This window comes from Streptomyces sp. NEAU-W12 (assembly GCF_026242095.1).
GTDB lineage: Bacteria > Actinomycetota > Actinomycetes > Streptomycetales > Streptomycetaceae > Streptomyces.
In genome coordinates this window covers 279,121-302,855 of record NZ_JAPJDM010000001.1, presented here as the reverse complement: position 1 = coordinate 302,855, position 23,735 = coordinate 279,121, and the positions used below count along the sequence as shown (strand labels likewise).

At 70.3% G+C, this 23,735-nt stretch carries 16 protein-coding genes, 1 pseudogene and 1 riboswitch; of the genes and pseudogenes, 10 read left to right on the top strand and 7 right to left on the bottom strand.

Translation table 11 applies throughout. The features are described 5' to 3' along the window. Positions 1 to 8 precede the first annotated feature (8 nt). From ORI94_RS01320 to ORI94_RS01295, 6 genes and pseudogenes are all read left to right on the top strand, one after another. Positions 9 to 575: pseudogene (locus tag ORI94_RS01320) on the top strand (alpha/beta fold hydrolase); the annotation flags it as partial. A 28-nt stretch (positions 576 to 603) separates the two neighbouring features. Beyond that, positions 604 to 1,152 (top strand): RNA 2'-phosphotransferase, encoded by a 549-nt coding sequence (locus tag ORI94_RS01315; RefSeq protein WP_266071799.1) that lies wholly within the window; start codon positions 604 to 606, stop codon positions 1,150 to 1,152. A gap of 43 nt (positions 1,153 to 1,195) precedes the next feature. Further along, positions 1,196 to 1,642, top strand: coding sequence for a hypothetical protein (locus tag ORI94_RS01310; RefSeq protein WP_266071798.1), 447 nt, complete (start codon positions 1,196 to 1,198; stop codon positions 1,640 to 1,642). A 606-nt stretch (positions 1,643 to 2,248) separates the two neighbouring features. Further along, positions 2,249 to 3,121: a DUF72 domain-containing protein gene (locus ORI94_RS01305; protein WP_266071797.1), complete on the top strand. Its 873-nt coding sequence runs from the start codon at positions 2,249 to 2,251 to the stop codon at positions 3,119 to 3,121. 10 nt (positions 3,122 to 3,131) lie between these two features. After that, a complete protein-coding gene (locus ORI94_RS01300; protein WP_266071796.1) occupies positions 3,132 to 4,028 on the top strand; it encodes an LLM class flavin-dependent oxidoreductase in 897 nt (298 codons plus the stop codon). A gap of 65 nt (positions 4,029 to 4,093) precedes the next feature. Next, entirely contained in the window at positions 4,094 to 5,020 is a 927-nt protein-coding gene (locus tag ORI94_RS01295) for an HAD family hydrolase (RefSeq protein ID WP_266071968.1), read from the top strand. Between the two features lie 91 nt (positions 5,021 to 5,111). Here the strand turns inward: ORI94_RS01295 and ORI94_RS01290 are convergent, their stop codons facing one another. The 5 genes from ORI94_RS01290 to hisC form a co-directional block, all read right to left on the bottom strand. Next, positions 5,112 to 6,176 (bottom strand): M23 family metallopeptidase, encoded by a 1,065-nt coding sequence (locus tag ORI94_RS01290; RefSeq protein ID WP_266071795.1) that lies wholly within the window; start codon positions 6,174 to 6,176, stop codon positions 5,112 to 5,114. Between the two features lie 202 nt (positions 6,177 to 6,378). Next, positions 6,379 to 9,930: a thiol reductant ABC exporter subunit CydD gene (gene cydD / locus ORI94_RS01285; protein ID WP_266071794.1), complete on the bottom strand. Its 3,552-nt coding sequence runs from the start codon at positions 9,928 to 9,930 to the stop codon at positions 6,379 to 6,381. A 12-nt stretch (positions 9,931 to 9,942) separates the two neighbouring features. Continuing rightward, complete coding sequence (gene cydB, locus ORI94_RS01280; protein ID WP_266071793.1) at positions 9,943 to 10,947, bottom strand: cytochrome d ubiquinol oxidase subunit II; 1,005 nt, start codon at positions 10,945 to 10,947, stop codon at positions 9,943 to 9,945. A 21-nt stretch (positions 10,948 to 10,968) separates the two neighbouring features. Further along, on the bottom strand, positions 10,969 to 12,474 hold the full coding sequence (locus ORI94_RS01275) for a cytochrome ubiquinol oxidase subunit I (protein ID WP_266071792.1): 1,506 nt from the start codon (positions 12,472 to 12,474) through the stop codon (positions 10,969 to 10,971). Positions 12,475 to 12,734: 260 nt separating this feature from the next. After that, positions 12,735 to 13,814, bottom strand: a complete 1,080-nt coding sequence (gene hisC, locus ORI94_RS01270) for a histidinol-phosphate transaminase (protein WP_266071791.1) — start codon at positions 13,812 to 13,814, stop codon at positions 12,735 to 12,737. A gap of 567 nt (positions 13,815 to 14,381) precedes the next feature. Here hisC and ORI94_RS01265 point away from each other — a divergent pair. From ORI94_RS01265 to ORI94_RS01255, 3 genes are all read left to right on the top strand, one after another. Next, positions 14,382 to 15,494, top strand: a complete 1,113-nt coding sequence (locus ORI94_RS01265) for a LacI family DNA-binding transcriptional regulator (RefSeq protein WP_078878020.1) — start codon at positions 14,382 to 14,384, stop codon at positions 15,492 to 15,494. A 329-nt stretch (positions 15,495 to 15,823) separates the two neighbouring features. Further along, positions 15,824 to 16,915, top strand: a complete 1,092-nt coding sequence (locus tag ORI94_RS01260; RefSeq protein ID WP_266071967.1) for a metallophosphoesterase — start codon at positions 15,824 to 15,826, stop codon at positions 16,913 to 16,915. A 183-nt stretch (positions 16,916 to 17,098) separates the two neighbouring features. Then, positions 17,099 to 17,968, top strand: a complete 870-nt coding sequence (locus ORI94_RS01255; protein ID WP_266071790.1) for a hypothetical protein — start codon at positions 17,099 to 17,101, stop codon at positions 17,966 to 17,968. Between the two features lie 232 nt (positions 17,969 to 18,200). On the opposite strand, the gene ORI94_RS01250 is transcribed toward ORI94_RS01255, so the two are convergent. Together ORI94_RS01250 and thiC are read right to left on the bottom strand one after the other, a co-directional pair. Then, positions 18,201 to 19,703: a VWA domain-containing protein gene (locus ORI94_RS01250; RefSeq protein ID WP_266071789.1), complete on the bottom strand. Its 1,503-nt coding sequence runs from the start codon at positions 19,701 to 19,703 to the stop codon at positions 18,201 to 18,203. 98 nt (positions 19,704 to 19,801) lie between these two features. After that, entirely contained in the window at positions 19,802 to 21,631 is a 1,830-nt protein-coding gene (gene thiC, locus ORI94_RS01245) for a phosphomethylpyrimidine synthase ThiC (protein ID WP_266071788.1), read from the bottom strand. Continuing rightward, positions 21,624 to 21,814: riboswitch (TPP riboswitch) on the bottom strand. Its footprint overlaps the gene before it by 8 nt. 72 nt (positions 21,815 to 21,886) lie before the next feature. On the opposite strand from thiC, the gene ORI94_RS01240 reads away from it, so the two are divergent. After that, a complete protein-coding gene (locus ORI94_RS01240) occupies positions 21,887 to 23,623 on the top strand; it encodes a YibE/F family protein (RefSeq protein WP_266071787.1) in 1,737 nt (578 codons plus the stop codon). Positions 23,624 to 23,735 lie beyond the last annotated feature (112 nt).

Here is a 23,735-nt window from a genome sequence, read left to right as displayed (position 1 = left end):
GGGCTGCGGTGCTGCGGTGCTGCGGGGCGCGCGAGCGCCGGGTGCGCACGGGTGGCGCCGAGTTGTGCGTGGCGGAGCCGGGCGCCCCCGGACGGCCGGCCGTCGTCCTGGTGCACGGCTACTCCGACAGCAAGGAGGTGTGGTCCGAGGTCGCGCCGCGCCGCGCCGAGCACTCCCACGTCGTGGCGTACGGCCTTCGCGGACACGGGCGGTCCACCGCGCCGCGCCTGCTGCGGGGCGGATTCACCCTCGAAAGACTGACCGACGACTTCCTGGCCGTCGCGGACGCGGTCAGCCCGGGCGAGCCGGCACCTCTGGTGGGGCACGACTGGAGCTCGGTGCAGGCAGGGGAGTTCGTCACCGTCGGACGTGACGAGGGGCGGACAGCCTCGTTCCCCTCGATGTCCGGGCCTTCGCTCCACTCCTTCGGCCACTGGATCAACCGCCGGCTGCGGCGGCCCACTCCGCGCCGGGCCGGCCGGCTGCGCCGCTGCGGGGGCCCACAGGACCCCCTCCGCTGCGGGTGGACAGTCCTGGCTGTGGATCACACATCCCGGGCATATTCGATCGCGTGGTGCACGTCTCGCCCGGCAGGCTGAGCGGATGGACGAAAGACGCACCGTGAAGGTGTCGAAGTACCTGGCCAGACATCTGCGCCACCAGCCCGAGGCGATCGGGCTCACCCTCGACGAGGCAGGCTGGGTCGAGATCGACACGCTGATCGCCGCGGCGGCCGCACACGGCTTCCGGTTCACCCGGGCGGAACTGGACCACCTCGTCACCGCGAACGACAAGCAGCGCTTCGCGACCGAGGGCACCCGGATCCGCGCCAGCCAGGGTCACAGCATCGAGGTCGACCTCGGGCTGCCGCCGGCCACCCCGCCGCCGTATCTCTTCCACGGCACCGTCGCCCGGCACCTGGCCGCCATCCGCGCCGAGGGGCTGCTGCCCATGAACCGGCACGACGTGCACCTCTCCGCCGACCGCGCGACGGCGACCCGCGTGGGCGCCCGCAGAGGCCGGCCCGTGGTCCTCTCCGTGGACGCGGCCGCCATGGGCCGCGACGGCCATGTCTTCCGGGTGAGCGCGAACGGCGTGTGGTTGACCGGCACCGTGCCTCCCGGATATCTGCGGTTCCCCACGAGCCACTGACCCGGCGGTTTCCGACGGCCCGCAACGACGCATGATCGGCGGTATGGAACATCTGCCCACCACGGAGGCCGCCGTCAACGCCCTCCGGGAGCTCGCGGACGTGTACGAGCGCGAGATCGAGGTCACCCACGACATCGGCGCCGACCAGACATCACGCCGCACCGCGGCGGGCGTGGGCGTGACCACCGACCCGGACGGCTCCCTCCCCCACGAGGCCTACGTCGAGTTCGGTGGCCTGCCCCGGGTGGGCGTACGGCTCTATCCCGAGGACGACGCCCTGATCGACGTGGAGGGTGTGGAGTGCCCCGACATCGCCCGGGACGACGTGCCCGCCTTCCTCCGCTCCGTCTTCGACGGCCTCGCCCACGTCCGAGGCCGTCGCTTCCCGCCGGGCTACTTCCTGGTCGTACCACTCCCCGGGGGCCGGACGCACAAGGAGTTCATCCCGATGATCGTCCTCACGCCTTGGCTGAGTGCCCGCGTGCGGTGATCAGCCGGAGCCGGTGGTCACCGGAGGTGCAGTGACCACCGGAGGTGCAATGTTCGCCGGAGGCGCAGTACTCACCGAAGATGCAGTGATCGTTTCACGTGAAACACCTGTACCCCGGGAGGCCCGTCAGGACCTGGGCTCGAAGGCATGAGTCCGCACCTGAGCACCGTGTTCCTCCCGCGCCGCCGCCACGGCGGCCGTCACCGACCGGACGCGCCTGGGCGTCCTGGCGACCTCGGTCCGGCCTCGCCCATCCGCCACGAGCTGAACCGGACAGACACCGCCGCTGGTTCGGCCCACGGAAGTCCCGGCGTGCGGCACGGCGCGGGACGAGGTCAGGTGCCGTACCGAGGTGTCGACGCCGACGGACTCGCCCATGTGAAGGAAGGGGCGGTTCTTCCTGTCCGGCCGACGGCCGGCCGCCCCGCTCCCGGTGACGAGACGCGCGAGGAACCCGTGCCCGGCGCCTCGCTCATGCCCTGGAGGAACGGCAGGGTCCGCTGACCGGCGGCTCCGGCGGAACCACCGGGGCCCGTCGCGGACCGCCGGGCGGATGCCCCCACGTGCTGGACGAATTCGCCACCGCGTCCGGGGAAGACGGGCGGGATGGGAGAGATCCGGGTCGGAACCTGCTCGTGGACGGACAAGGCGCTGGTGTCCAGCGGCTGGTACCCGACAGGCCGCCGCGACGCGGAGGGCAGACTGCGGCACTACGCCACACAGTTCCCGGTGGCAGAGGTGGACTCCACCTACTACGGACTGCCCAGCACCCGTAACAGCCTTCTGTGGGCCGACCGCACCCCTGAGGGCTTCCGGTTCGACGTGAAGGCGTTCTCCCTGCTCACCGGGCATCCGACACGGCCGGAAGCGCTGCCCGCCGAACTGCGCCCGGCCCTCGCACGGCAGCGGGGGCGGGCCGGCATCGACCCCGGACTGCTCGATGATGTGTGGGACCGGTACAGCGCGGCCCTCGAACCACTGCGCGCATCCGGCCGTCTGGGGACTCTGGTTTTCCAGTTCCCGCACCGGCTCGTACCGGGCAGGCCGGCGGTGGAGTTCCTGCGCCGGTGCCGTGAGCGTGCCGCGGGATGGCCGATGGCCGTGGAGTTCCGACACCCCGGCTGGTGGCGCGAGGAGCACGTCGACGCGACGACCGCCCTGCTGACGGAGCTGGACACGGCCGCCGTGGCCGTGGACATGGTGCAGACGCTCCCCGCTTCCGTGCCACCGGTCGTACGGGTCACCACCCCGGAACTCGCCCTGGTGCGCTTCCACGGTCGCAACAGCGCATGGGGGACCGGCACCAAGGAAGAGAGGTTCCGCCACTCCTACACCCCCGAAGAACTCTCCGAGTGGACACCGCGCGTGCACGAGATGGCCGAGCAGACGCGGGAGGTCCACGTCCTGTTCAACAACTGCTGCGGTGACGCCGCCGTCCGCGCCGCGCAGTCGATGCAACACCTGCTCGGTCTCTCGTAGGGTCGTCCCCATGCGACTGAGCACTGTGATTCTGCCGATCGACCGCTGGCGCGAGGGGGGCCGGGACAAGTGGCGGCGCGCCGAGGAGCTGGGCTTCCATGCCGCCTACACCTACGACCACCTCTCCTGGCGGACCTTCCGGGACGGCCCCTGGTTCGGCGCGGTACCCACGCTCACCGCCGCAGCGACGGCCACCGAACGGATCCGGCTCGGCACGCTCGTCACCTCTCCGAACTTCCGGCACCCGGTGACCCTGGCCAAGGAGCTGATCTCCCTCGACGACGTCTCGGGCGGGCGCGTCACCCTCGGTATCGGCGCGGGCGGCACCGGTTTCGACGCCACCGCGCTCGGCCAGGAGCCGTGGACCCCGCGCCAGCGGGCGGACCGCTTCGGCGAGTTCGTCCCACTGCTCGACCGGCTGCTCACCGAGGAGACGGTGTCGTACGAGGGGGACTTCTATGCGGCACACGAGGCCCGCGGCATCCCGGGCTGCGTGCAGCGGCCCCGGCTGCCGTTCGCCGTGGCCGCCACCGGACCGCGCGGGATGCGGCTCGCCGCCCGGTACGGGCAGGCGTGGGTGACCACGGGCGACCCCAAGCTGTACGAGAACGGCACACCCGAGCAGTCGGTACACGCCCTTCGAGGTCAGGTGGAGAGGCTGGCCGAGGCCTGCACCGAGATCGGGCGGGCCGGGACAGGGCCGGAAAAGATCCTGCTCACGGGATTCACCCCGGAGCAGGACCGTCCGCTGGACTCCCTGGACGCGTTCGTCGACTTCGCGGGCCGCCACGCGGAGCTGGGCTTCACCGAGCTCGTGCTGCACTGGCCCATCCCCGACTCGGGCTTCGCGGCGGACCAGAAGACCTTCGAGCGGATCGCCATGGAGGCACCGACCCAGCTGGACTGAGCGGGCCGCTCACCAGGAGCGGTACTCACTCACATGTGCGGACTGCCGCACGCCCGTGCGGACTCATACGGGACAATGGCCGGGTGACCTCAGCGACCGCACAGCCCGAGACCCCGGGCTCCCCCCAGTTCTCGACCTCGCTCGAGCGGGGAGACAGCCCTCTCACCCCGCCGCGGCTCATCGCCACCGACCTCGACGGCACCCTGCTGCGCGACGACAAGTCGGTGTCCCCCCGCACGGTCGCCGCGCTGGCCGCCGCCGAGCAGGCGGGCATCGAGGTCTTCTTCGTCACCGGCCGCCCGGCCCGCTGGATGGACGTCGTCAGCGACCACGTCCACGGCCACGGGCTCGCCATCTGCGGCAACGGCGCCGCCGTCGTCGACCTGCACGGTGGGCCCGGCGCCCACCGCTTCGTGAAGGTGCGCGAGCTGGCCCGGCAGAACGCGCTGGACGCGGTGCGCCTGCTGCGCGAGGCGGCGCCGGGCACCGTGTACGCCGTCGAGCAGACCTACGGCTTCCACCAGGAGCCGGCGTATCCGAAGCTGCACATGGAGATCCCGGACGTCCGCGCCCAGGCCGAGGACCTGCTGGCACCGGACGGTGCCGCCGCCCACGAGCCGGTGCTCAAGATCCTCGCCCACCACCCCGAGCTCGACCCCGACGCGTTCCTCACGCTGGCCCGGCTGGCCATCGGCACCTGTGCCAACGTCACCCGCTCCAGCCCCAGCGCCCTGCTGGAGATCAGCGGACCCGACGTGTCGAAGGCCAGCACGCTCGCCCTGTGCTGTGCCGAGCGCGGGATCTCCCACGAGGAGGTCGTGGCCTTCGGGGACATGCCCAACGACATCGAGATGCTGACCTGGGCGGGCCGTTCCTACGCGATGGGCAACGCCCACCCGGACGTACTGGCCGCCGCCTCGGGGCACACGGTCGCCAACAACGAGGACGGCGTGGCCGTGGTGATCGAACAGATGCTGGCCCGACAGCCCTGACCGGTTCCGAGCGCCGGAACGGATCCGTTCCGGCCCACCCCCTCGACCGGGCCGGGCACGAACGGCGGAGCGGGCCGGGCCCGGTGCTCGCTCAGAGCGGCACCCCGCGTTGTGCCAGCCACGGCACCGGGTTCACCGCCGAGCCCGTCTCGGGCGTGACCCGTACCTCGAAATGCAGGTGCGGCCCGGTGGAGTTGCCGCTGGTCCCGGACTGTCCGATCCACTGGCCGGGCGAGACGTGCTCGCCCTGGTCCACGGCGACGGTGGCCAAGTGTGCGTACTGCGTGTAATAACCGCCCGCGTGCTCGACCACGATCTCGATACCGAACGCCCCTCCGCAGGACACCTTCACCACTTTGCCCGCGCCCACGGACCGCACCGGCGTGCCGATCGGCACCGCGAAGTCCTGGCCGGTGTGCCGGTTCGCCCAGCGTGCACCACCGCTCCCGTAGGACGCGGACAGCGCGTAGGTCTCCACCGGCGCCACCCAGGAGTCGGTGAACACCGTCACCGGCTGGTCGAGCCGCACCGCACCGCGGCAGGAGCCGGCCGCCACCGAGGCGTCCGCCTGGCCCTGGAGCTGCCACCGGGCCGTCTCCAGCTTCTGCTCGATACCGCTCTTGAGGTCGGCGAGTTCCTTGTTCCGCTTCTCCAACGCCTTCCACGCCTCCGCAGCCTTCGCCTCGTCGCGGGCGAGCCGGGCCTCGGCCCGCGCGTTCTTCCCGATCGCCTTGTCGAGAGCCAGGTTCGCCTTCCACAAGGCACGCTGACCACGCATCACCTCCTCCGGGTCGTCCGCGAGAAACATGTGCGCGGTCAACGGAAGTCCGCCGCCACTGCGGTACTGGGACCGTGCGACACGACCGAGGTCGTCGCGCAGGACCTCGGCGTCCCGGCGCTTCCGGTCGAGCAGCCTCTCCAGCCGCAGCACCTCGGTCCGCTGCCGCTCGGCCTCGCGCCGGCCCGCCTCGTACTTCAGCGTCGCCGCGGCCGCCTCCTCGTAGAGCCGCGCCACCTGTGCGCTGACCCCTGCCTGTGGGCCGTGACCCGGAGCATGCGGACCGTCGCCCTCCCGGTCGGTGGGCCGGGCGGCGAGCACGGCGAGCGCGCACAACGGCACGGCGAAGAGCAGCGGATGACGGCGGGTGAGACGCATGACAGCGATCCTGGTCCCCGCCCCGGCCCACGACCCTGTTCACCTCGTACGCCTGGGGGACCGGACGACCCGGATGGACCAGTGATACCGCCGAACAGAGGCACGGGGAGACGGGATTGACAGCCTGTCAATCGTCTTCCGTCACGCACGTCCGTACCGGGCGCACGCGCCTCGTGCCACATGCCCGCCCCTCGTGCCCGGGTCAGCCCACCTCCACCAGCTCCACCAGCCGGTCCGCCTCGGCCTCGCGTCGCGCCATCCGCCGCAACGGCCCGGCTGCGGAGGCCAGTTCCCCGTACGCACCGCGCTGCACCACACGTCCCTCATCCAGCACGATCACCTCGTCCACCGCCTCGAGCCCGGCCAGCCGGTGGGTGATCAGCAGCGTCGTACGGCCCTCGGTGGCGGCCAGCAGGTCGGTGGTGAGGGCGTCGGCGGTCGGCAGGTCGAGGTGCTCCGCAGGCTCGTCCAGCACCAGCACGGGGAAGTCCGCGAGCAGCACCCTGGCCAGCGCCAGCCGTTGCCGCTGACCGCCGGAGAGCCGCGCCCCGTGCTCGCCGACGAGTGTGTCCAGGCCGTCGGGCAGACTGTCGGCCCACTCCAGCAGCCGGGCACGGGCAAGCGCGTCGCGCACTTCTCCCTCGGTGGCTTCGCGCTTGGCGAGCAGCAGGTTCTCGCGTACGGAGCTGTCGAAGAGGTGGGCATCCTGCGCGCACAGCCCGACCAGCCCACGTACGTCGTCACCGTCCAGGGCGTACGCGTCCACACCGGCCAGCGTGTACGAACCGGCGCCGGGGTCCAGGAACCGCAGCAGCACCTGTGCGAGCGTCGTCTTGCCGGAGCCTGACGGGCCGACCACCGCGATCCTGCGGCCCTGCTCCAGCGTCAGGTCCAGCCCGGCGAGCGCGTCCCGTTCCTGCCCGGCGTGCCGGGCCTCCAGCCCCTTGACCACGAGTGGGAACGGCGACGCGGGCGCCTGCCGGGGCTGCTCCGGCTCCCGTACGGGCACCGGGGCGTCCAGCACCTCGTACACGCGCTCGGCGCTCTTGCGCACCCTCTGCCGGTGCTGCACGGCGAGCGGCAGCCCGAGTACGGCCTCGAAGGCCGCGAGCGGGGTGAGGACGACGACGGCCAGTGCCACTCCGTCCAGCCGGCCGGCGGCCACCGCCTGGACGCCGACGACGGCCGCGGCCGTGACGGTCAGGCCCGAGACGAGTGCGACGAGCCCATCGCCGAGGGCGGTGGCGGTGGCGGCACGCGAGGCGATCCGGGTGAGCACGCCGTCGGCCCGCCGGGTCCCGGCGGTCCGCGCGGGCAGAGCCCCGGCGACCGTCAGCTCCCCGGTCCCGGTGAGCAGGTCGGTGACCTGGGTCGCGAGGACTCCGCGGGCGGGCGCCAGCCTGCGCTCCGCGCGCCGGGCCACCGCGCCCGTGAGGAGGGGCAGACCCGCCCCCGCCACGAGCAGCCCGGCCGCGAGGACGGCACCGGCCTCCGGAAGCAGCCAGGCCGTGAAGCCGACGGACAGGGCCGAGACGACCACCGCCGCACCGGCCGGCAGCAGCCAGCGCAGCCAGTAGTCCTGGAGTTCGTCCACATCGGCGACCAGCCGGGAGAGCAGATCGCCCCTGCGGACCCCGCGCAGCGCGGCGGGCGCCAGCCGCTCCAGCCGCCGGTACACCGCGACCCTGGTGTCGGCCAGCATCCGCAGTACCGCTTCGTGCGACACGAGCCGCTCGGCGTACCGGAACACGGCCCGCCCGATACCGAAGGCCCGGGTCGCCGTGACGGCGAGCATCAGGTACATCACGGGCGGCTGTTGCGAGGCCCGGGAGATGAGATACCCGGATGTCGCCATGAGGCCCACAGCGCTGCCCAGCGCGAGGCTGCCGAGCAGCAGCGCGAGCATGAGCCGCCCCCGGTGGGCGCCGGACATGGCACGGACACGGGCCAGCACGCCGCCCGCTTTGGCCGCCACGACCGGTCCGGTCGGCGCCGGGCCCTCGGAGTCGGCGGGCTCGGCCTTCTCCACCTGCTCCCAGTCGAGAGCGGGCTGGACGTCCGCCCGTTCCCGGCCGGCACCGAGGACGGTGTCACCGTGCTCGGGCTGCGGCCGGTCACCGGGGGTGGGGTCGGCCAGCCGCACCACCCGGTCCGCCACCGCGAGCAGTGCCGGACGGTGCACCACCAGCAGTACCGTCCGTCCGGCCGCCAGGCGCCGTACCGCTGCCACGACCTCGGCCTCGGTGGCACCGTCCAGTGCGGCCGTCGGTTCGTCGAGCAGCAGCACGGGCCGGTCCGCGAGGAACGCACGGGCGAGCGCGAGCCGTTGCCGCTGTCCCGCGGACAGTCCCGCCCCGTCCTCCCCCAGCACCGTGCCGGTGCCCTCGGGCAGCGCGTCCACGAACTCCAGGGCGCCCGCGTCCCGCAGAGCCCGACGGACGGCATCGTCGTCCGCGTCGGGCCGGGCCAGGCGTACGTTCTCGGCGACAGTCCCGGCATACAGGTGCGGTCGCTGCGGCACCCAGGCCACCCGGCTGTGCCACTGGGCCGGATCGAGACCGGTGAGATCGGCTCCTCCGATCCGGACCCGCCCCTCGGTCGGCTGCACGAAGCCCAGCAACACGTTCAGCAGTGTCGACTTGCCCGTCCCGCTCGGCCCGACGAGCGCGACCGTCTCCCCGGGTTCGACGGAGAACGACACGCCCGACACGGCGTTCGACGACCGTCCGGAATAGCGGACGGTCACGCCCTCGAAGGACAGGGCACCCGACGGCGCCGCCGCGGCCCCCGGTGCCGGAAGGGGTGTCTCCAGGACCTCGAAGATCTCCTCTGCGGCGGCCAGCCCCTCCGCCGCCGCGTGGTACTGCGTGCCGACCTGGCGCAGGGGCAGATAGGCCTCGGGCGCGAGGATCAGGATGAGCAGGCCGATGTACAGGTCCATGTCGCCGTACACGAGCCGCATGCCGATCGTCACGGCGACCAGGGCCACCGAGACGGTGGCGAGGAGTTCCAGCGCGAAGGAGGAGATGAAGGCGATCCGCAGGGTCCGCATGGTCGCCCTGCGGTACTCGGCGGTGATCCGCCGGATCGACTCCGCCTGCGCCTTGGCCCGTCCGAACACCTTCAGCGTCGGCAGCCCGGCCACGACGTCCAGGAAGTGGCCGGACAGCCGGGACAGCAGCTCCCACTGCCGGTCCATCCGGGACTGGGTGACCCAGCCGATCAGCATCATGAAGACCGGGATGAGCGGCAGGGTGACGACGATGATCGCCGCCGAGACCCAGTCCTCGGTGACGATCCGCGCCAGCACCGCGACCGGAACGACCACCGCGAGCCCCAACTGGGGCAGATAGCGCGAGAAGTAGCCGTCGAGGGCATCGACCCCGCGGGTCGCCAGGGCGACCAGTGAGCCGGTCCGCTGCCCGGTCAGCCACCCCGGGCCGAGCGTCGTCGCCCGCTCCAGCAGCCGGCCCCGAAGCTCCGACTTGACCGCCGCGCCGGCCCGGTGCGCGGCCAGTCCGGTGAGCCAGCCGACCAGGGCACGGCCGACCGCGACACAGGCCAGAAGCACCAGGGGGGTACCGAGGTCCGCCACGGCCATGCCGTGCTGGAAGGAACCCACCACCACCTCGGCGATGAGCATGGCCTGAGCGATCACCAGCACCGCGCCGACGGCACCCAGGGCGACCACCGCCGCCAGGAAGAGCCGTGTGGCACGGGCGTAGCGGAGCAGCCGCGGATCGATTGGTTTCACGTGAAACACACCTCAGTGCACGGGATCGGCGATGTGCTGGGTGCCGATCCGCTTACGGAAGACCCAGTAGGTCCAGCCCTGGTAGACCATGACGAGCGGCGCGGCGATCACCGTGAGCCAGGTCATGATCGTCAATGTGTAGTCGCTGGAGGAGGCGTTGGTGACGGTGAGACTCCAGTCCGCGTCCAGCGTGGACGGCATGACGTTCGGGAAGAGCGTCAGGAAGAGCATCGTCACGGCGGCCACGATGGTGACACCGGACAGGGCGAACGACCATCCCTCGCGCTCTGCCTGGTTCGCCACCAGCGCGGCGACCAGGGCAGCTGCCGTGACGACCATCGCGACCAGGCTCGCGCCGTCACCGCGCTCGATCTGTGTCCACACCAGGAAGACCAGCGCGAGGACAGCGGTGATCAGCCCCGTTCGCAGGGCCGTCTGCCGGGCCCGGCCCCGGATGTCACCGACGGTCTTGAGTGCGGCGAACACGGCGCCGTGGAAGGTGAAGAGCGTCAGCGTGACCAGACCGCCCAGCAACGCGTACGGGTTGAGCAGGTCCCAGACGTTGCCCACGTACTCGAACTCGGCGTCGAGCTTCACTCCACGCACGATGTTGCCGAACGCCACGCCCCAGAGGAACGCGGGGATGAGCGAGGTCCAGAAGATCGCCGCCTCCCAGTTGCGCTGCCAGCGCTCCTCCGGCCGCTTGACCCGGTACTCGAAGGCGACACCGCGGATGATCAGGCAGACCAGGATGACCAGCAGCGGCAGGTAGAAGCCGGAGAAGAGCGTGGCGTACCACTCGGGGAAGGCCGCGAAGGTCGCGCCGCCGGCCGTGAGCAGCCATACCTCGTTGCCGTCCCAGACGGGGCCGATGGTGTTGATCAGCACCCGCTTCTCGGCGCGGTCACGGGCAAGCAGCCGGGTGAGGATCCCGATCCCGAAGTCGAAGCCCTCCAGGAAGAAATAGCCGATCCACAGGAAGGCGATCAGAACGAACCAGACGTTGTGAAGTTCCATGACTCTGTGGCTCCCTCGGGCCTAGTACGAGAAGGCCATCGGCTTGTCGGCGTCCCGGAGATCGCCACCGATCTTCGTGGGCGGGTTGAGATCGGCCTCGGTGAGTTCGGGCGGGCCCGCCTTGACGTACTTGGCGAGCAGCTTGACCTCCACCACGGCCAGAGCGGCGTACAGCAGGGTGAAGACGGTCATCGAGATGATGACCTCGGCCTGGGACACTCCGGGGGAGACCGCGTGCCGGGTCTGCATCACGCCGTAGACGACCCAGGGCTGCCGGCCCATCTCGGTGAATATCCAGCCCCAGGCGTTGGCTATCAGAGGGAAGGCCATGGTCCAGAACGCCAGGAGCCAGTACAGCCGGGTGAGCCTCGCGCCCAGCGGCTTCTTCAGCAGCACCAGGCGCGGTACCTCGTCCTCCCCGGTACGCAGGGCCGCGGGCACCAGGAACCTCTTCCTCGTGAGCCAGAGCCCCAGCAGCGCGAGCGAGAAGGAGGCCATGCCGAAGCCGATCATCCAGCGGAAGCCCCAGTAGGCGACCGGCACGATGGGCTTGTAGTCACCGGGACCGAACTGCTCTCGCAGGGCCTCATTGGTGTCGTGGATGCCGGGCACGTACGAATCGAAGTCGCCGTGGGCGAGGAAGGACAGCAGCCCGGGTACCTCCAGGGCGACCTCGTTGTGCCCCTTGTCGACGTCGCCGTACGCGAACACGGAGAACGGCGCCGGACTCTCGCCCTCCCACAGGGCCTCGGCGGCGGCCATCTTCATGGGCTGCTGCTCGTACATGACCTTGCCGAGGGTGTCTCCGCTGATCGCGGTGAACATGCCTCCGACCGCCATGGTGACCAGGCCGAGCCGGAGCGACGTCCGCATCACCGGGATGTGCTTCTTGCGCATCAGATGGAAGGCGGCGATGCCGACCATGAAGGCGCCGCCGGTCAGCGCGGACGCCGAGAAGCTGTGGAAGACCTGGTTGAGCGTGGTGTTCTGGGTGAGCACCAGCCAGAAGTCGGTGAGTTCCGCCCGCCCCTTCTCCTCGTTGATCCGGTAGCCGACCGGGTGCTGCATCCAGGAGTTGGCCGCCAGGATGAAGTACGCCGACAGCAGTGTGCCGAGGGAGACCATCCAGATACAGGCCAGGTGGATCTTCTTGGGCAACTTGTCCCAGCCGAAGATCCACAGGCCGATGAAGGTGGACTCGAAGAAGAAGGCGACCAGGGCCTCGAAGGCGAGCGGGGCACCGAAGACGTCACCGACGAAGCGCGAGTAGTCGGACCAGTTCATGCCGAACTGGAACTCCTGCACGATGCCGGTGACCACCCCCATCGCGATGTTGATCAGGAAGAGCTTCCCCCAGAACTTCGTCGCCCTGAGGTACTTCTCCTTCCCGGTGCGCACCCAGGCGGTCTCCAGCCCGGCCGTGAGAGCGGCCAGCGAGATCGTCAGAGGAACGAAGAGGAAGTGATAGACGGTGGTGATACCGAACTGCCATCGCGCCAGTGTCTCCGGCGCCAAAGCCAGGTCCACGTCGCCGCTCCTTACATCGCCGTGGTCACAACGACCGTTTGGCCTGTTCATCCGCCGCATCTCGGGAGAAACGGGATGCGCTTGTGAACGCGTTCACATTCACAAGCAATTATGACCTACTGCTTTTCACATCTGGAAGGGGGGTCCCCTGTGACGTCAACCCCTTCTCGGCGACGGTGGGAACACAGGAGTGCCGGGCGACGGCCCACCCGTCGCCCGGCACTCCTGGCCCTGCTCCTGACCGTGTGCGGTTACAACCGCTACAGCTCCTTGCGGAAGGCTTCCGTCACCTTCAGGAAGATGTCGTTCGCCTCGGCCTCGCCGACCGTCACCCGCACGCCCTCACCGGGGAAGGGCCTGACGACCACCCCCGCCTGCTCGCACGCCTGCGCGAAGGCCGTCGTGCGCTCCCCCAGCCGCAGCCACACGAAGTTGGCCTGGGTCTCGGGTACCTGCCAGCTCTGGGCGCGCAGCGCTTCCACGACACGGTTGCGCTCACACACCAGCGAGCCGACCCGTCCGATGAGCTCGTCCTCGGCACGCAGCGAGGCGATCGCGGCATCCTGTGCGACCTGGCTCACACCGAACGGCACCGCCGTCTTGCGCAGCGCCGCGGCCACCGGCTCGTGGGCGATCGCGAAGCCGACCCGCAGCCCCGCCAGACCGTAGGCCTTGGAGAAGGTCCGCAGGACGCAGACGTTGGGCCGGTCCCGGTAGAACTCCACGCCGTCCGGGACCTCGGGGTCACGGATGAACTCGCGGTACGCCTCGTCGATCACCACCAGGACATCACGGGGCACCCGGTCGAGAAAACGCTCCAGCTCCGCCCGCCGCACCACCGTGCCGGTCGGGTTGTTGGGGTTGCATACGAAGATCAGCCGGGTCCGTCCGGTGATCGCCCCGGCCATCGCGTCCAGGTCGTGCACATCGCCCGGTGTCAGCGGCACCTGCACGGCGGTGGCACCGCTGATCCTGGTGATGATCGGATACGCCTCGAACGAACGCCACGCGTAGATCACCTCGTCGCCGGGGCCCGAGGTGGCCTGCAGCAGCTGCTGGGCGACGCCGACAGAGCCGGTGCCGGTGGCCAGATGGGAGACCGGCACGGCGAAGCGCTCGGACAGCTCAGACATCAGAGACGTACAGGCCATGTCGGGGTAGCGGTTGAAGGCGGACGCCGCGGACGTCACGGCCTCCATCACCCCCGGCAGCGGTGGATAGGGGTTCTCGTTGGAGGACAGCTTGTAGGCCACCGGGCCCCCGGCCGCCGCCGGCTTGCCCGGCCTGTACGTGGGAATACCCTCCAGCTCGGCGCGCAGCCTGGGGCTCGTCTCGCTCACCGCAGTCCTCCTCCGAAGACCGGCGGCCCTTGTCCGCCGCCGACATCCAATACTGCTCACCTTAAGAGGATTCGGCGTCACTGCGTAGACGCGTACAACGGCGGCGCGGACGGGACTGCCGGGGTCCGGGGCATGGTGCGGTCCGGCGCTCGTGCCGGCGGGGACGACATGGTCCGCGTCGGGGTGGGCGCCGAGGGGCGGGGCGGCCTCCCGGGAACCTTCGGAACGGTCAGCCCCTGAGCCGCATCCGCCCCTTCGGCAACAGGGGCATCAGCGCGCGAAGGCCCACAAAGGGTGTCCACCCAGGGGGCGCGCCTCACATATATCTACGCGCCGGTAGCTCACGCCGTGGCGCGCGTCCCTCGTGCAGGTGAGTTGAGACCTCTTCGCAACATCACCCCCTCGACAGGTCCGCATGCGCCGACACGCCAGGTCTTGATATTGGAACGTTCAACCTCCTTGCTTTCCAAGGAGGTTACTGCTTAATGATCATGCAGAAACGTGCCTGCCAATGCGTGCATATGCGTCCGCCCTACCCCACCGCATGAGCCCTACTATCGGCTCGCCATGACAGCAGCAGGGAAGCACCAGGTGAGCCGCGCGGAAACCTCACGCCGAAGCAGCAGGCCGGGCCGGGCGGGCATCAGGGACGTGGCCGCCGCAGCCGGAGTATCCATCACGACCGTCTCCGATGCCCTCAACGGCAAGGGCAGACTCCCGGACGCCACCCGGCGCCACGTCCGCGAGGTCGCCGACAGACTGGGCTACCGCCCCTCGGCCGCCGCCCGTACGCTCCGCACCGGAAAGTCGGGGCTCATCGGCCTGACCGTGACCACGTACGGGGAAGAACCCTTCACCTTCACCGAGTTCGCGTACTTCGCCGAGATGGCGCGCGCCGCCACCTCCGCCGCGCTGGCCCGCGGCTACGCCCTCGTGATCCTCCCCGCGACCTCCCGACACGACGTGTGGTCCAACGTCGCCCTGGACGGCACGGTCGTCATCGACCCCTCGGACCAGGACCCGGTCGTCAGCGAACTGGTCCGGCAGGGCTTACCGGTCGTCTCCGACGGCCGCCCGGCCGGCTCGCTCCCGGTCACGGCCTGGGTGGACAACGACCACGAAGCGGCGGTCCTCGGGATCCTCGACCACCTGGCCGACGCCGGCGCCCGCCGCATCGGCCTGCTGACCGGGACCACGACCGACACATACACCCACCTGTCGACCACCGCGTATCTGCACTGGTGCGAGCGCGTCGGCCAGGAACCGGTGTACGAGGCCTATCCGGCGCACGATCCGTGCGCGGGCGCCGTCGCGGCCGACCGGCTGCTCGCCCGTCCCGACCGCCCGGACGCCGTCTACGGCCTGTTCGATCCGAACGGCACCGATCTGCTCGCCGCCGCACGCCGCTACGGCCTGCGTGTCCCGGACGACCTGCTGCTGGTCTGCTGCAGCGAGTCGACCGTCTACGCCAACACCGAGCCGCCCGTCACCACGCTCTCGCTCAAACCGCGCCGCATCGGCACGGCGGTGATCCAGCTGCTCATCGACGCGATCGAGGGCGTCGACCCCGAACACACGGTGGCGCAGGTCATACCCACCGAGCTGATCGTGCGCACCTCGTCGCAGCGCCGCCCGCCGCGCACGACGGTCAGCCCGCCGCGGTCACCGGAGCGGACGTGACGGAGCGCGGGACTCGACAGCGGGGCGGAGGGTGCGGTGGCATCGGTGGCATCAACGGCTCCCGGAGGGGTGGAGCCATTGCTGCCACGGGAGCGGTACGGCGCCGCACTTCCGCGGCCTTGCCGCAGTCTCCCTCCGCCGCACCGTCGGACAGATTCCGGAGGGGCCGAAGAACTGACCAATCGGGAGAAAAGCCGCAGCGAACTGGAGCCGTTCCCCGATTCACCACCCCTGGGTCATCACACGGCGCGATCCACATTCCTATGATGGGCCCACGACACCGCGGGCCGCTGCGACCAGGCAGTCCGACACGGTGCAGTTGCGGCTTGATGGTGGAGGGGTCGATGACGCAGGGGGCCGGTCAGGGACCCGAGGCGGAGCGCACAGCTACGGTGCGCGACTTCCGGGTGCCCGCTTACGTCCACGAGACCGGTCCGTACGCCCACAGCATGCACCCCGGCGACGTGGCCCCGCCCTCCGAGGCGAGCCACCCGGAGGGATACACACCCACGCAACGGGACCTCCCGGTCATCAATCGGGGTGACACTGTGCAGGTGACCGTCGACCCCGCGTCCGTACCCGCACCACAGCCCGCCGCCGGGCCCGGCCCGCTCTACGTGGTCGGTGACGTCCACGGCTACCTCGACGAGCTGGTGGCCGCCCTCCAGGAGCAGGGCCTCGTCGACTCCGCGGGCCAGTGGTGCGCCGGCCCCGCACGGCTGTGGTTCCTCGGCGACTTCACCGACCGCGGCCCGGACGGCATCGGCGTCATCGACCTCGTGATGCGGCTGTCCGCCGAGGCCGCCGCGGCCGGCGGCTACTGCAAGGCCCTGATGGGCAACCACGAACTGCTGCTGCTCGGCGCCAAGCGGTTCGGCGACACCCCCGTCAACTCCGGCGCGGGCACCGCCACCTTCCAGGCCGCCTGGCTGCTCAACGGTGGGCAGAAGAGCGACATGGACCGTCTCCAGGACCACCACCTGCAGTGGATGGCCCGCCTGGACGCCGTCGAGGCCGTCGACGACCACCTGCTGCTGCACTCCGACACCACCGCCTATCTCGACTACGGCCGTTCCATCGAGGAAGTCAACGACACCGTCCGCGAGACGATCACCCGCAACGACGCCGATGAGGTCTGGGACCTGTTCCGCAAGTTCACCAAGCGGTTCTCCTTCCGCGACGAGGGCGGTGCCGAAGCCGTGCGCTCCCTGTTGGATACGTACGGCGGCACCCGGGTCGTTCACGGCCACAGCCCCATTCCTTATCTGCTGGGCGAAGTAGGCTCCGAGGACGGTGAGGACGACAACGGTCCCGTCGTCGAGGGTCCGCACGTCTACGCCGAGGGCCTGGCCATCGCGATGGACGGTGGCGTGACGATGGCCGGAAAGCTGCTGGTCCAGCAACTGCCGCTCGCGAAGTGAACGGTCGCCGGGCCCGGTCTCCCCGGCCCGGCCCGGCATCGGACCGAGGCCAATTTCGGTAAACCCCCTGTCACGGCGCACCGTCGGCGCTCTACCATCGGCTTATCCGTAGCAGGCTCCCCTCCGTTTCTGCCCAACGGCTCGTCAGCATGCCGAGCCGCAAGCCCTACGGAGCATCGGGGGATGCACATGAACAGCGTTCCGCAGCATCTGTTGGCCGAGGACCGCCAGGATTACGTGCGGATTCTCGATGAGGCGCTGCGCTCCGCACCACAACGCCCGGAACTGAGCACTGTCGGACAGCGACTCACCTCCGAACAACTGCGCACGATGGCGCTCAACGCCACCGCGATCATCACGGCGGCCGCGGCGACCGAGTACCAGCACTACACCAAGGTCCGCGAGGAACTGCGCCGGCCACCGGCGTCGTCCACCCCGTCCACGCGCGCGTCCGGCTCGTCCGGGCCGGAGCCGGGCACGGCGGGGATCGCCACGACCGTGGGAGAGGTCGCCGAGACCGCCGGCGCGGGTGCCGTCGCCGTCGTCGCCGTTCTGGCACCTGTTCTGGCCGGAACCGCGACCGCGATATTCCTGCTGGTCGGTTACGTCCTGCGGATGCTCGACCCCGGCGCGGCCTTCGCCCAGACCATGATCACCACGGGCTGGACATTCGGCGCCGTGACCGCGGTCGCCATCCTGGTCGCCGCGGTGGGCCTGCTGCTCACCGCACTGCGCAACAAGCCCTCGGCCCGAAGCGGGCCGTACGGTGAAGCCGACAAGGAGATGACTCTGGCCAGGGAAGCCTGGCACGAGGCACTGCTGGAGCGGGGAATCGTCCCGTTCCTGCGGGACGCGCTCGCCGACCCGGGCACGGCGGCCGCACTGCACTGCGCGGCACCGGCCGAACCGGCCGGCCGTATCCCGCATCTCGGCTATGGCCGGCCAGGGTTCACCAGCCCCGGCGAGGGTACGAACCGCGGCCGACGGCCGAGCTACTCGAGTCCCGACTACACCAGCCCGGACTTCGGAGGGCCGGAGCACAAGCCGGAGTAGCCGGAACAACCGAATAAGCCGGGCCCACCGGAGCCGGCCGAACCGGATGAGCCGGACAGCCGGACAGCCGGACAGCCGGATGAGCCTGTCGAAGGGACCACGGCGTTCGGACGGCCCGGCCGTCGGCTTGCGCTCTCACCGGCGGAGCCCGTTCCCGAGGTTCCGCGCCGAAGGACGTGAGCCGGGTGCCCAGCGCACCGCCCTGCGCCCTTACCGGCCTGGGCCGTGGCTGTCAGGAACGGAGAATGCCCGCCCGGCCAGCTGCGGTGATCCACCGAGGGAACTCGGACAGCAGGCGGTCGTACAACTCCGGGTCCGGCACGGTGCCGATGTCGTCGACGGCAAAGAACCCGACGTTGTCGACAAGGCGTCCGGGCAGCGTGTCGAACCGCTCCAGCACGCCGTAGTTCGCCCGGCCGAGGCCCACGAACTGCCAGAAGATCGGTTCCTCCACCGCTTCGCGGAGTTCCCGCTCGATCTCCGCGTTCCGGTAGACACCGCCGTCGGAGAAGAACAGCACGAGCGTCGGGGCCGCCGCGGGGCTGTGCCTGACGAAGGAGCGGACCTCGGCGATGACCTTCTGCTCCTCGTTCTGGATGCCGACCTCTCGCATGTCGACCTGGCTCGGGTCCAGCCCTTTCTTCCGCCCGCGCCGGAAGAGACTCATCTCTCCCACCCGTACGTGCAGCCGGAGCCATTCGGGCAGCTCGCCCAGGAGCAGGTCCGGCAGCCGCGCCGGGTTCGATGCGAACGTCCAGGCCTGCATCTCACCGTCGTCGTCCAGTTGCGCGGCGACCGCGGCCATACGTTCGACGACGTCCGCCACCACTCCCTTGGAGTACAGGAAGGACATGGAACCGGAGGCGTCCAGTACGAGGACGACGCGCGCGGTGACTCCGGCGGCCCCGTGCTTACGCAGACTGACTGCCACCTGTTCCTTGCGCAGTGACAGCCGCTTGCGCATGTCCACCGGCAACCGCTCCTCACCCTTGGTGAGGAGCGGAGCGGCCGAAGGAACGGCCGACGGCACGGAGGGCGGGGCAGAGGGCCCCGGGGCGGAGGCGGTGGGCGCGACCGGGGGCCGGGGTGGGAGCGGGGTGGTGGGTGCCGCAGACGGCACCGCGGGCGCGGCAGAGGGTGTCGTAGCGCCGGGTACCGTGGTGGAGCCGTCAGCGGTCGTGGAGGCCGCTGACGCCGGGGAAGCGTCGTCCACGGTGATACCGAAGTCGGTGGCCAGCCCGGCGAGCCCCGAGGCGTACCCCTGCCCCACCGCGCGGAACTTCCACTTTCCCTGGCGCCGGTACAGCTCGCCCCCGATGAACGCGGTCTCCGTCGCGGCCGCCATGTCGAACCGGGCGATCTCGGCCCCCGCACCGGCGTCGAGCAGCCTGAGTACCAGTCCCGGCACCTGGCCGAACGTCCCGCCGTCGGACGACGCGCACAGCACGACCCGATCGACGGCCGGTTCCAGCAGGCTCAGGTCCACCTCGATCGTGTCGGTCGCGGCGCCGGCGGCATTCCGCTTCCCCAGGTGCGTCACGGCGTCGGAGGTGTGCTGCGGCTGGTTGTAGAAGACGAAGTCGCCGTCGTCCCGCACCCGCCCGGCCTCCGTGAGCAGCAGAGCCGACGCGTCGATGTCGGGCACACCGGCCCCGGCCGTCCAAGCGATCTCGACGTGCACCGCCCGGGCGTCGACGGAGAGGTTGGACCCTTTGCTCATTGATCTCGCTGTCATGGCATCCAGTCTGCCGACCCGTCCTTCCGGGAAGAGAGGGGCGGGCCCGAACGGCCCGCCCCCTCGTTCTTCCGGTCCGTTTGTCCGTTCAGTACGTCTCAGTCCGTCAACGGCAGATACACGCGGTTTCCTGCCTCTGCGAACTCCTTCGACTTCCGCAGCATCCCCTCGGCGATCTCCTCGGCCGACGCGCCCTCGGCCGACGCACCCTCCGCCGAGATCCCTCCGAACCGCTCCGTGATGCTCCGGCTGATCTTCATGGAGCAGAACTTCGGCCCGCACATCGAGCAGAAGTGCGCCGTCTTCGCGGGCTCCGCCGGAAGGGTCTCGTCGTGGAACTCGCGTGCCGTGTCCGGGTCGAGAGCCAGGTTGAACTGGTCCTCCCACCGGAACTCGAAGCGCGCGTCGGACAGGGCGTCGTCCCACTCCTGGGCCCCTGGATGCCCCTTGGCCAGGTCGGCGGCATGGGCGGCGATCTTGTAGGTGATGACACCCGTCTTGACGTCGTCGCGGTTGGGCAGGCCCAGGTGCTCCTTGGGCGTGACGTAGCAGAGCATCGCCGTACCCCACCATGCGATCATCGCCGCACCGATACCGGAGGTGATGTGGTCGTACGCGGGCGCGATGTCCGTGGTCAGCGGGCCGAGCGTATAGAACGGGGCTTCATCGCAGATCTCCTGCTGAAGTTCGATGTTCTCCTTGATCTTGTGCATCGGGACATGCCCCGGGCCCTCGATCATGGTCTGCACGTTCAAACGCCTGGCGACCCGGTTGAGTTCCCCGAGGGTGCGCAACTCCGCGAACTGGGCCTCGTCGTTGGCGTCGGCGATCGAGCCCGGCCGGAGACCGTCACCGAGCGAGTAGGTGACGTCGTACGCCGCGAGGATCTCGCAGAGTTCCTCGAAGTTCTCGTACAGGAAAGACTCCTTGTGGTGCGCCAGGCACCATGCCGCCATGATCGAGCCGCCGCGCGAGACGATGCCCGTCTTGCGGTGGGCGGTGAGCGGGACATACGCCAGCCGTACGCCCGCGTGGACCGTCATGTAGTCCACGCCCTGTTCAGCCTGTTCGACGACCGTGTCCTTGTAGATCTCCCAGGTCAGTTCCTCGGCCCTGCCGTCGACCTTCTCCAGCGCCTGGTAAAGCGGCACTGTGCCGATGGGGACGGGGGAGTTGCGCAGCACCCACTCCCGGGTGGTGTGGATGTTGCGGCCGGTGGACAGGTCCATGACCGTGTCGGCACCCCATCGGGTCGCCCAGGTCATCTTCTCCACCTCTTCCTCGATGGAGGAGGTCACCGCGGAGTTGCCGATGTTGGCGTTGACCTTCACCAGGAACCGCTTGCCGATGATCATCGGCTCGATCTCCGGGTGGTTGACATTGGCGGGCAGCACCGCACGGCCTGCCGCGATCTCCTCCCGCACGACCTCCGGCGACACGTTTTCCCGGATGGCCACGTACTCCATCTCGGGCGTGACCTCGCCGCGGCGTGCGTACGCCAACTGTGTGACCGGCCCGCCCGGCCGACCCCGGCGTGGCTGACGGGGCCGACCGGGGAACACCGCGTCGAGATTGCGCAGCCCACCGCGCGGCGAGGTGTGCTTGATCCCGTCGTCCTCGGGGCGGACCGGACGCCCCGCGTACTCCTCGGTGTCGCCACGCCCAATGATCCAGTTCTCCCGCAGCGGGGCCAGCCCTCTGCGCACATCGGTGTCGACCAGGGGGTCGGTGTACGGGCCCGATGTGTCGTACAGCGTGACCGACTGCCCGTTGGTGAGGTGCACCTGACGGACCGGCACCCGCAGATCGGGGCGTGTGCCCTCGATGTACGCCTTGTGCCAGCCGATGGACTTCCCTGCCTCCTCCTGAACCGACGCTTCCGTCGGGTCCTGGGCGGAGACAGGCGTGCGTGCGTCCTTGTTGGTCATGAGACCTACTCCCTACGCCGGCATTACCCGGTAACAGGTTCAGCGGTCGACGCAGCGGCTTCCGTCCGTCGGCGTTCCGTGTGAAACATCACTCGGACAACGGTGATGTTTCATGTGAAACGTCCCTGGAACGAAGGTCAGCGTCCTCTCAGCCCGGTGCTCCGAGCTCCCGCGCGTACAAAAGGTGGCTCCACGCTAGCGGGAATTCTGGCGCGGTGAACAGAGGGCCCTCGTTGTTCTTGCGATGATCGGGCGGTGACCTCGACGCAACCTCCCCCGTACCCGCCGCCCGAACCACCCCGCGGCTCCGGCGCCCGAATCGGCGGCGACCGCGGCAGAGAGCCCGCCTCCGACCACGGCCTGAACCATGGGGACGGTCAGAAAGACGGCCCCGGCTCCGGAGACTGGTTCGGGCATGGACACGGTTCCGGCGAGGCACCGGTGGCGCAGAACCGCCTGCCCGGCGAGGACCCGGGCCATGGGCCGGGGCAAGGGCAAGGAGGGCAAGGGCAGGGTCGTGCCCGTGGCCAGGATCACGGTCCTGGCCACGGGCACAGCCCGGACCCCGGTGGTGGGGGCCGCGGGCATGGCTCGAACTCCGGGGGCGGCCCCCGCCCGGGCGGCGGGTACAGCGGTCCACCTCCGGGCGACGGCGGACGCCAGCACAGTCCGGGCTCCGATGGCGGGCACGGCCATGGGCACAGTCACAGCCACGGACCGGCTGCCCCTGTTTCGAAGCACCTGCGCAAGGTCATCGCGGCAGTCCTCATCCCGTTCGGCGCTGCGGTGCTGATCGGTCTCGCGGTGCTGTGGCCGGGCGGCGCACCCGGCCACGAACGCACCGGCGTCGGCTTCGACCGGCAGACGCAGCAGGCCACGGTCACCGAGGTGGACGAGGTGAGCTGTTCGTCCGTCAACGCGTCCGGAGGCGTCCCGACCGGCGACACCTCGACGGCCGAGGGGTCCTCCGCACAGCAGCAGGCGGACGGCACGTGCAAGAAGGCGACGATCCGGGTCGACACCGGCGACGATGCAGGCCGCACCTTCACCGAGATCGTGCAGCCGGACCAGTCACGGCAGCTGAGCGAGGGGCAGGAGGTCGTGGTCGCCTACGAACCCTCCGCGCCCGAGGACCTCCAGTACTCGGTCGCCGACGTGAACCGGCGCGTGCCGCTGGCCCTGCTCGCCGGCATCTTCGCGGTCGCCGTAGTGGTCGTCGGACGGCTGCGCGGTGTGATGGCGCTGATCGCACTGGCGGTCAGCTTCCTGGTGCTGAACTTCTTCATCCTGCCCGCGATCCTGCAGGGATCGAACCCCCTGGTCGTGGCGGTGGTGGGGGCGAGCGCCATCATGCTGCAAGCCCTGTACCTCTGCCACGGACTGTCGGCACGCACCTCCGTGGCAGTGCTCGGAACGCTGATCTCGTTGCTGCTGATCGGCGTTCTGGGCTCGGTCTTCATCAGCTGGGCAGCGCTGACCGGCGACACCGACGACAACACCGGGCTGATCCACGGTCTCTACCCCGACATCGACATGAGCGGTCTACTGCTGGCCGGCGTCATCATCGGATCGCTCGGTGTGCTGGACGACGTGACGGTCACACAGACGTCGGCCGTCTGGGAACTGCACGAGGCCAACCCGTCGATGGGCCGGCGCGGGCTGTACCGCGCGGGCATCCGTATCGGCCGCGACCACATCGCGTCCGTCGTCAACACCCTGGTCCTCGCCTACGCGGGCGCCGCGCTGCCCTTGCTGCTGCTGTTCTCCATCGCACAGAGCAGTGTGGGGACCGTCGCCAACAGCGAGCTGGTGGCGGAGGAGATCGTGCGTACGCTGATCGGATCGATCGGTCTGGTCGCCTCGGTGCCGGTCACCACGGCGCTGGCCGCCCTGGTGGTCTCGGCCGATCGTCCGACGGCACAGGCGGCCGAAGAGGGCGTCCGGGCGGCTCCGGCACGCGGCGGGGGGCGGGGCAGGCGCCGCAAGCGCTGATCCGCTGCGCCGGATCACGCCGTCCGCTCGTGGCCGCCCCCGGTCCTTCCCTCGGCGACCCGCCTTCCGACAGTCGGCCACCGGTCACCCGCTACGGGCCGGCCAGTCCGCA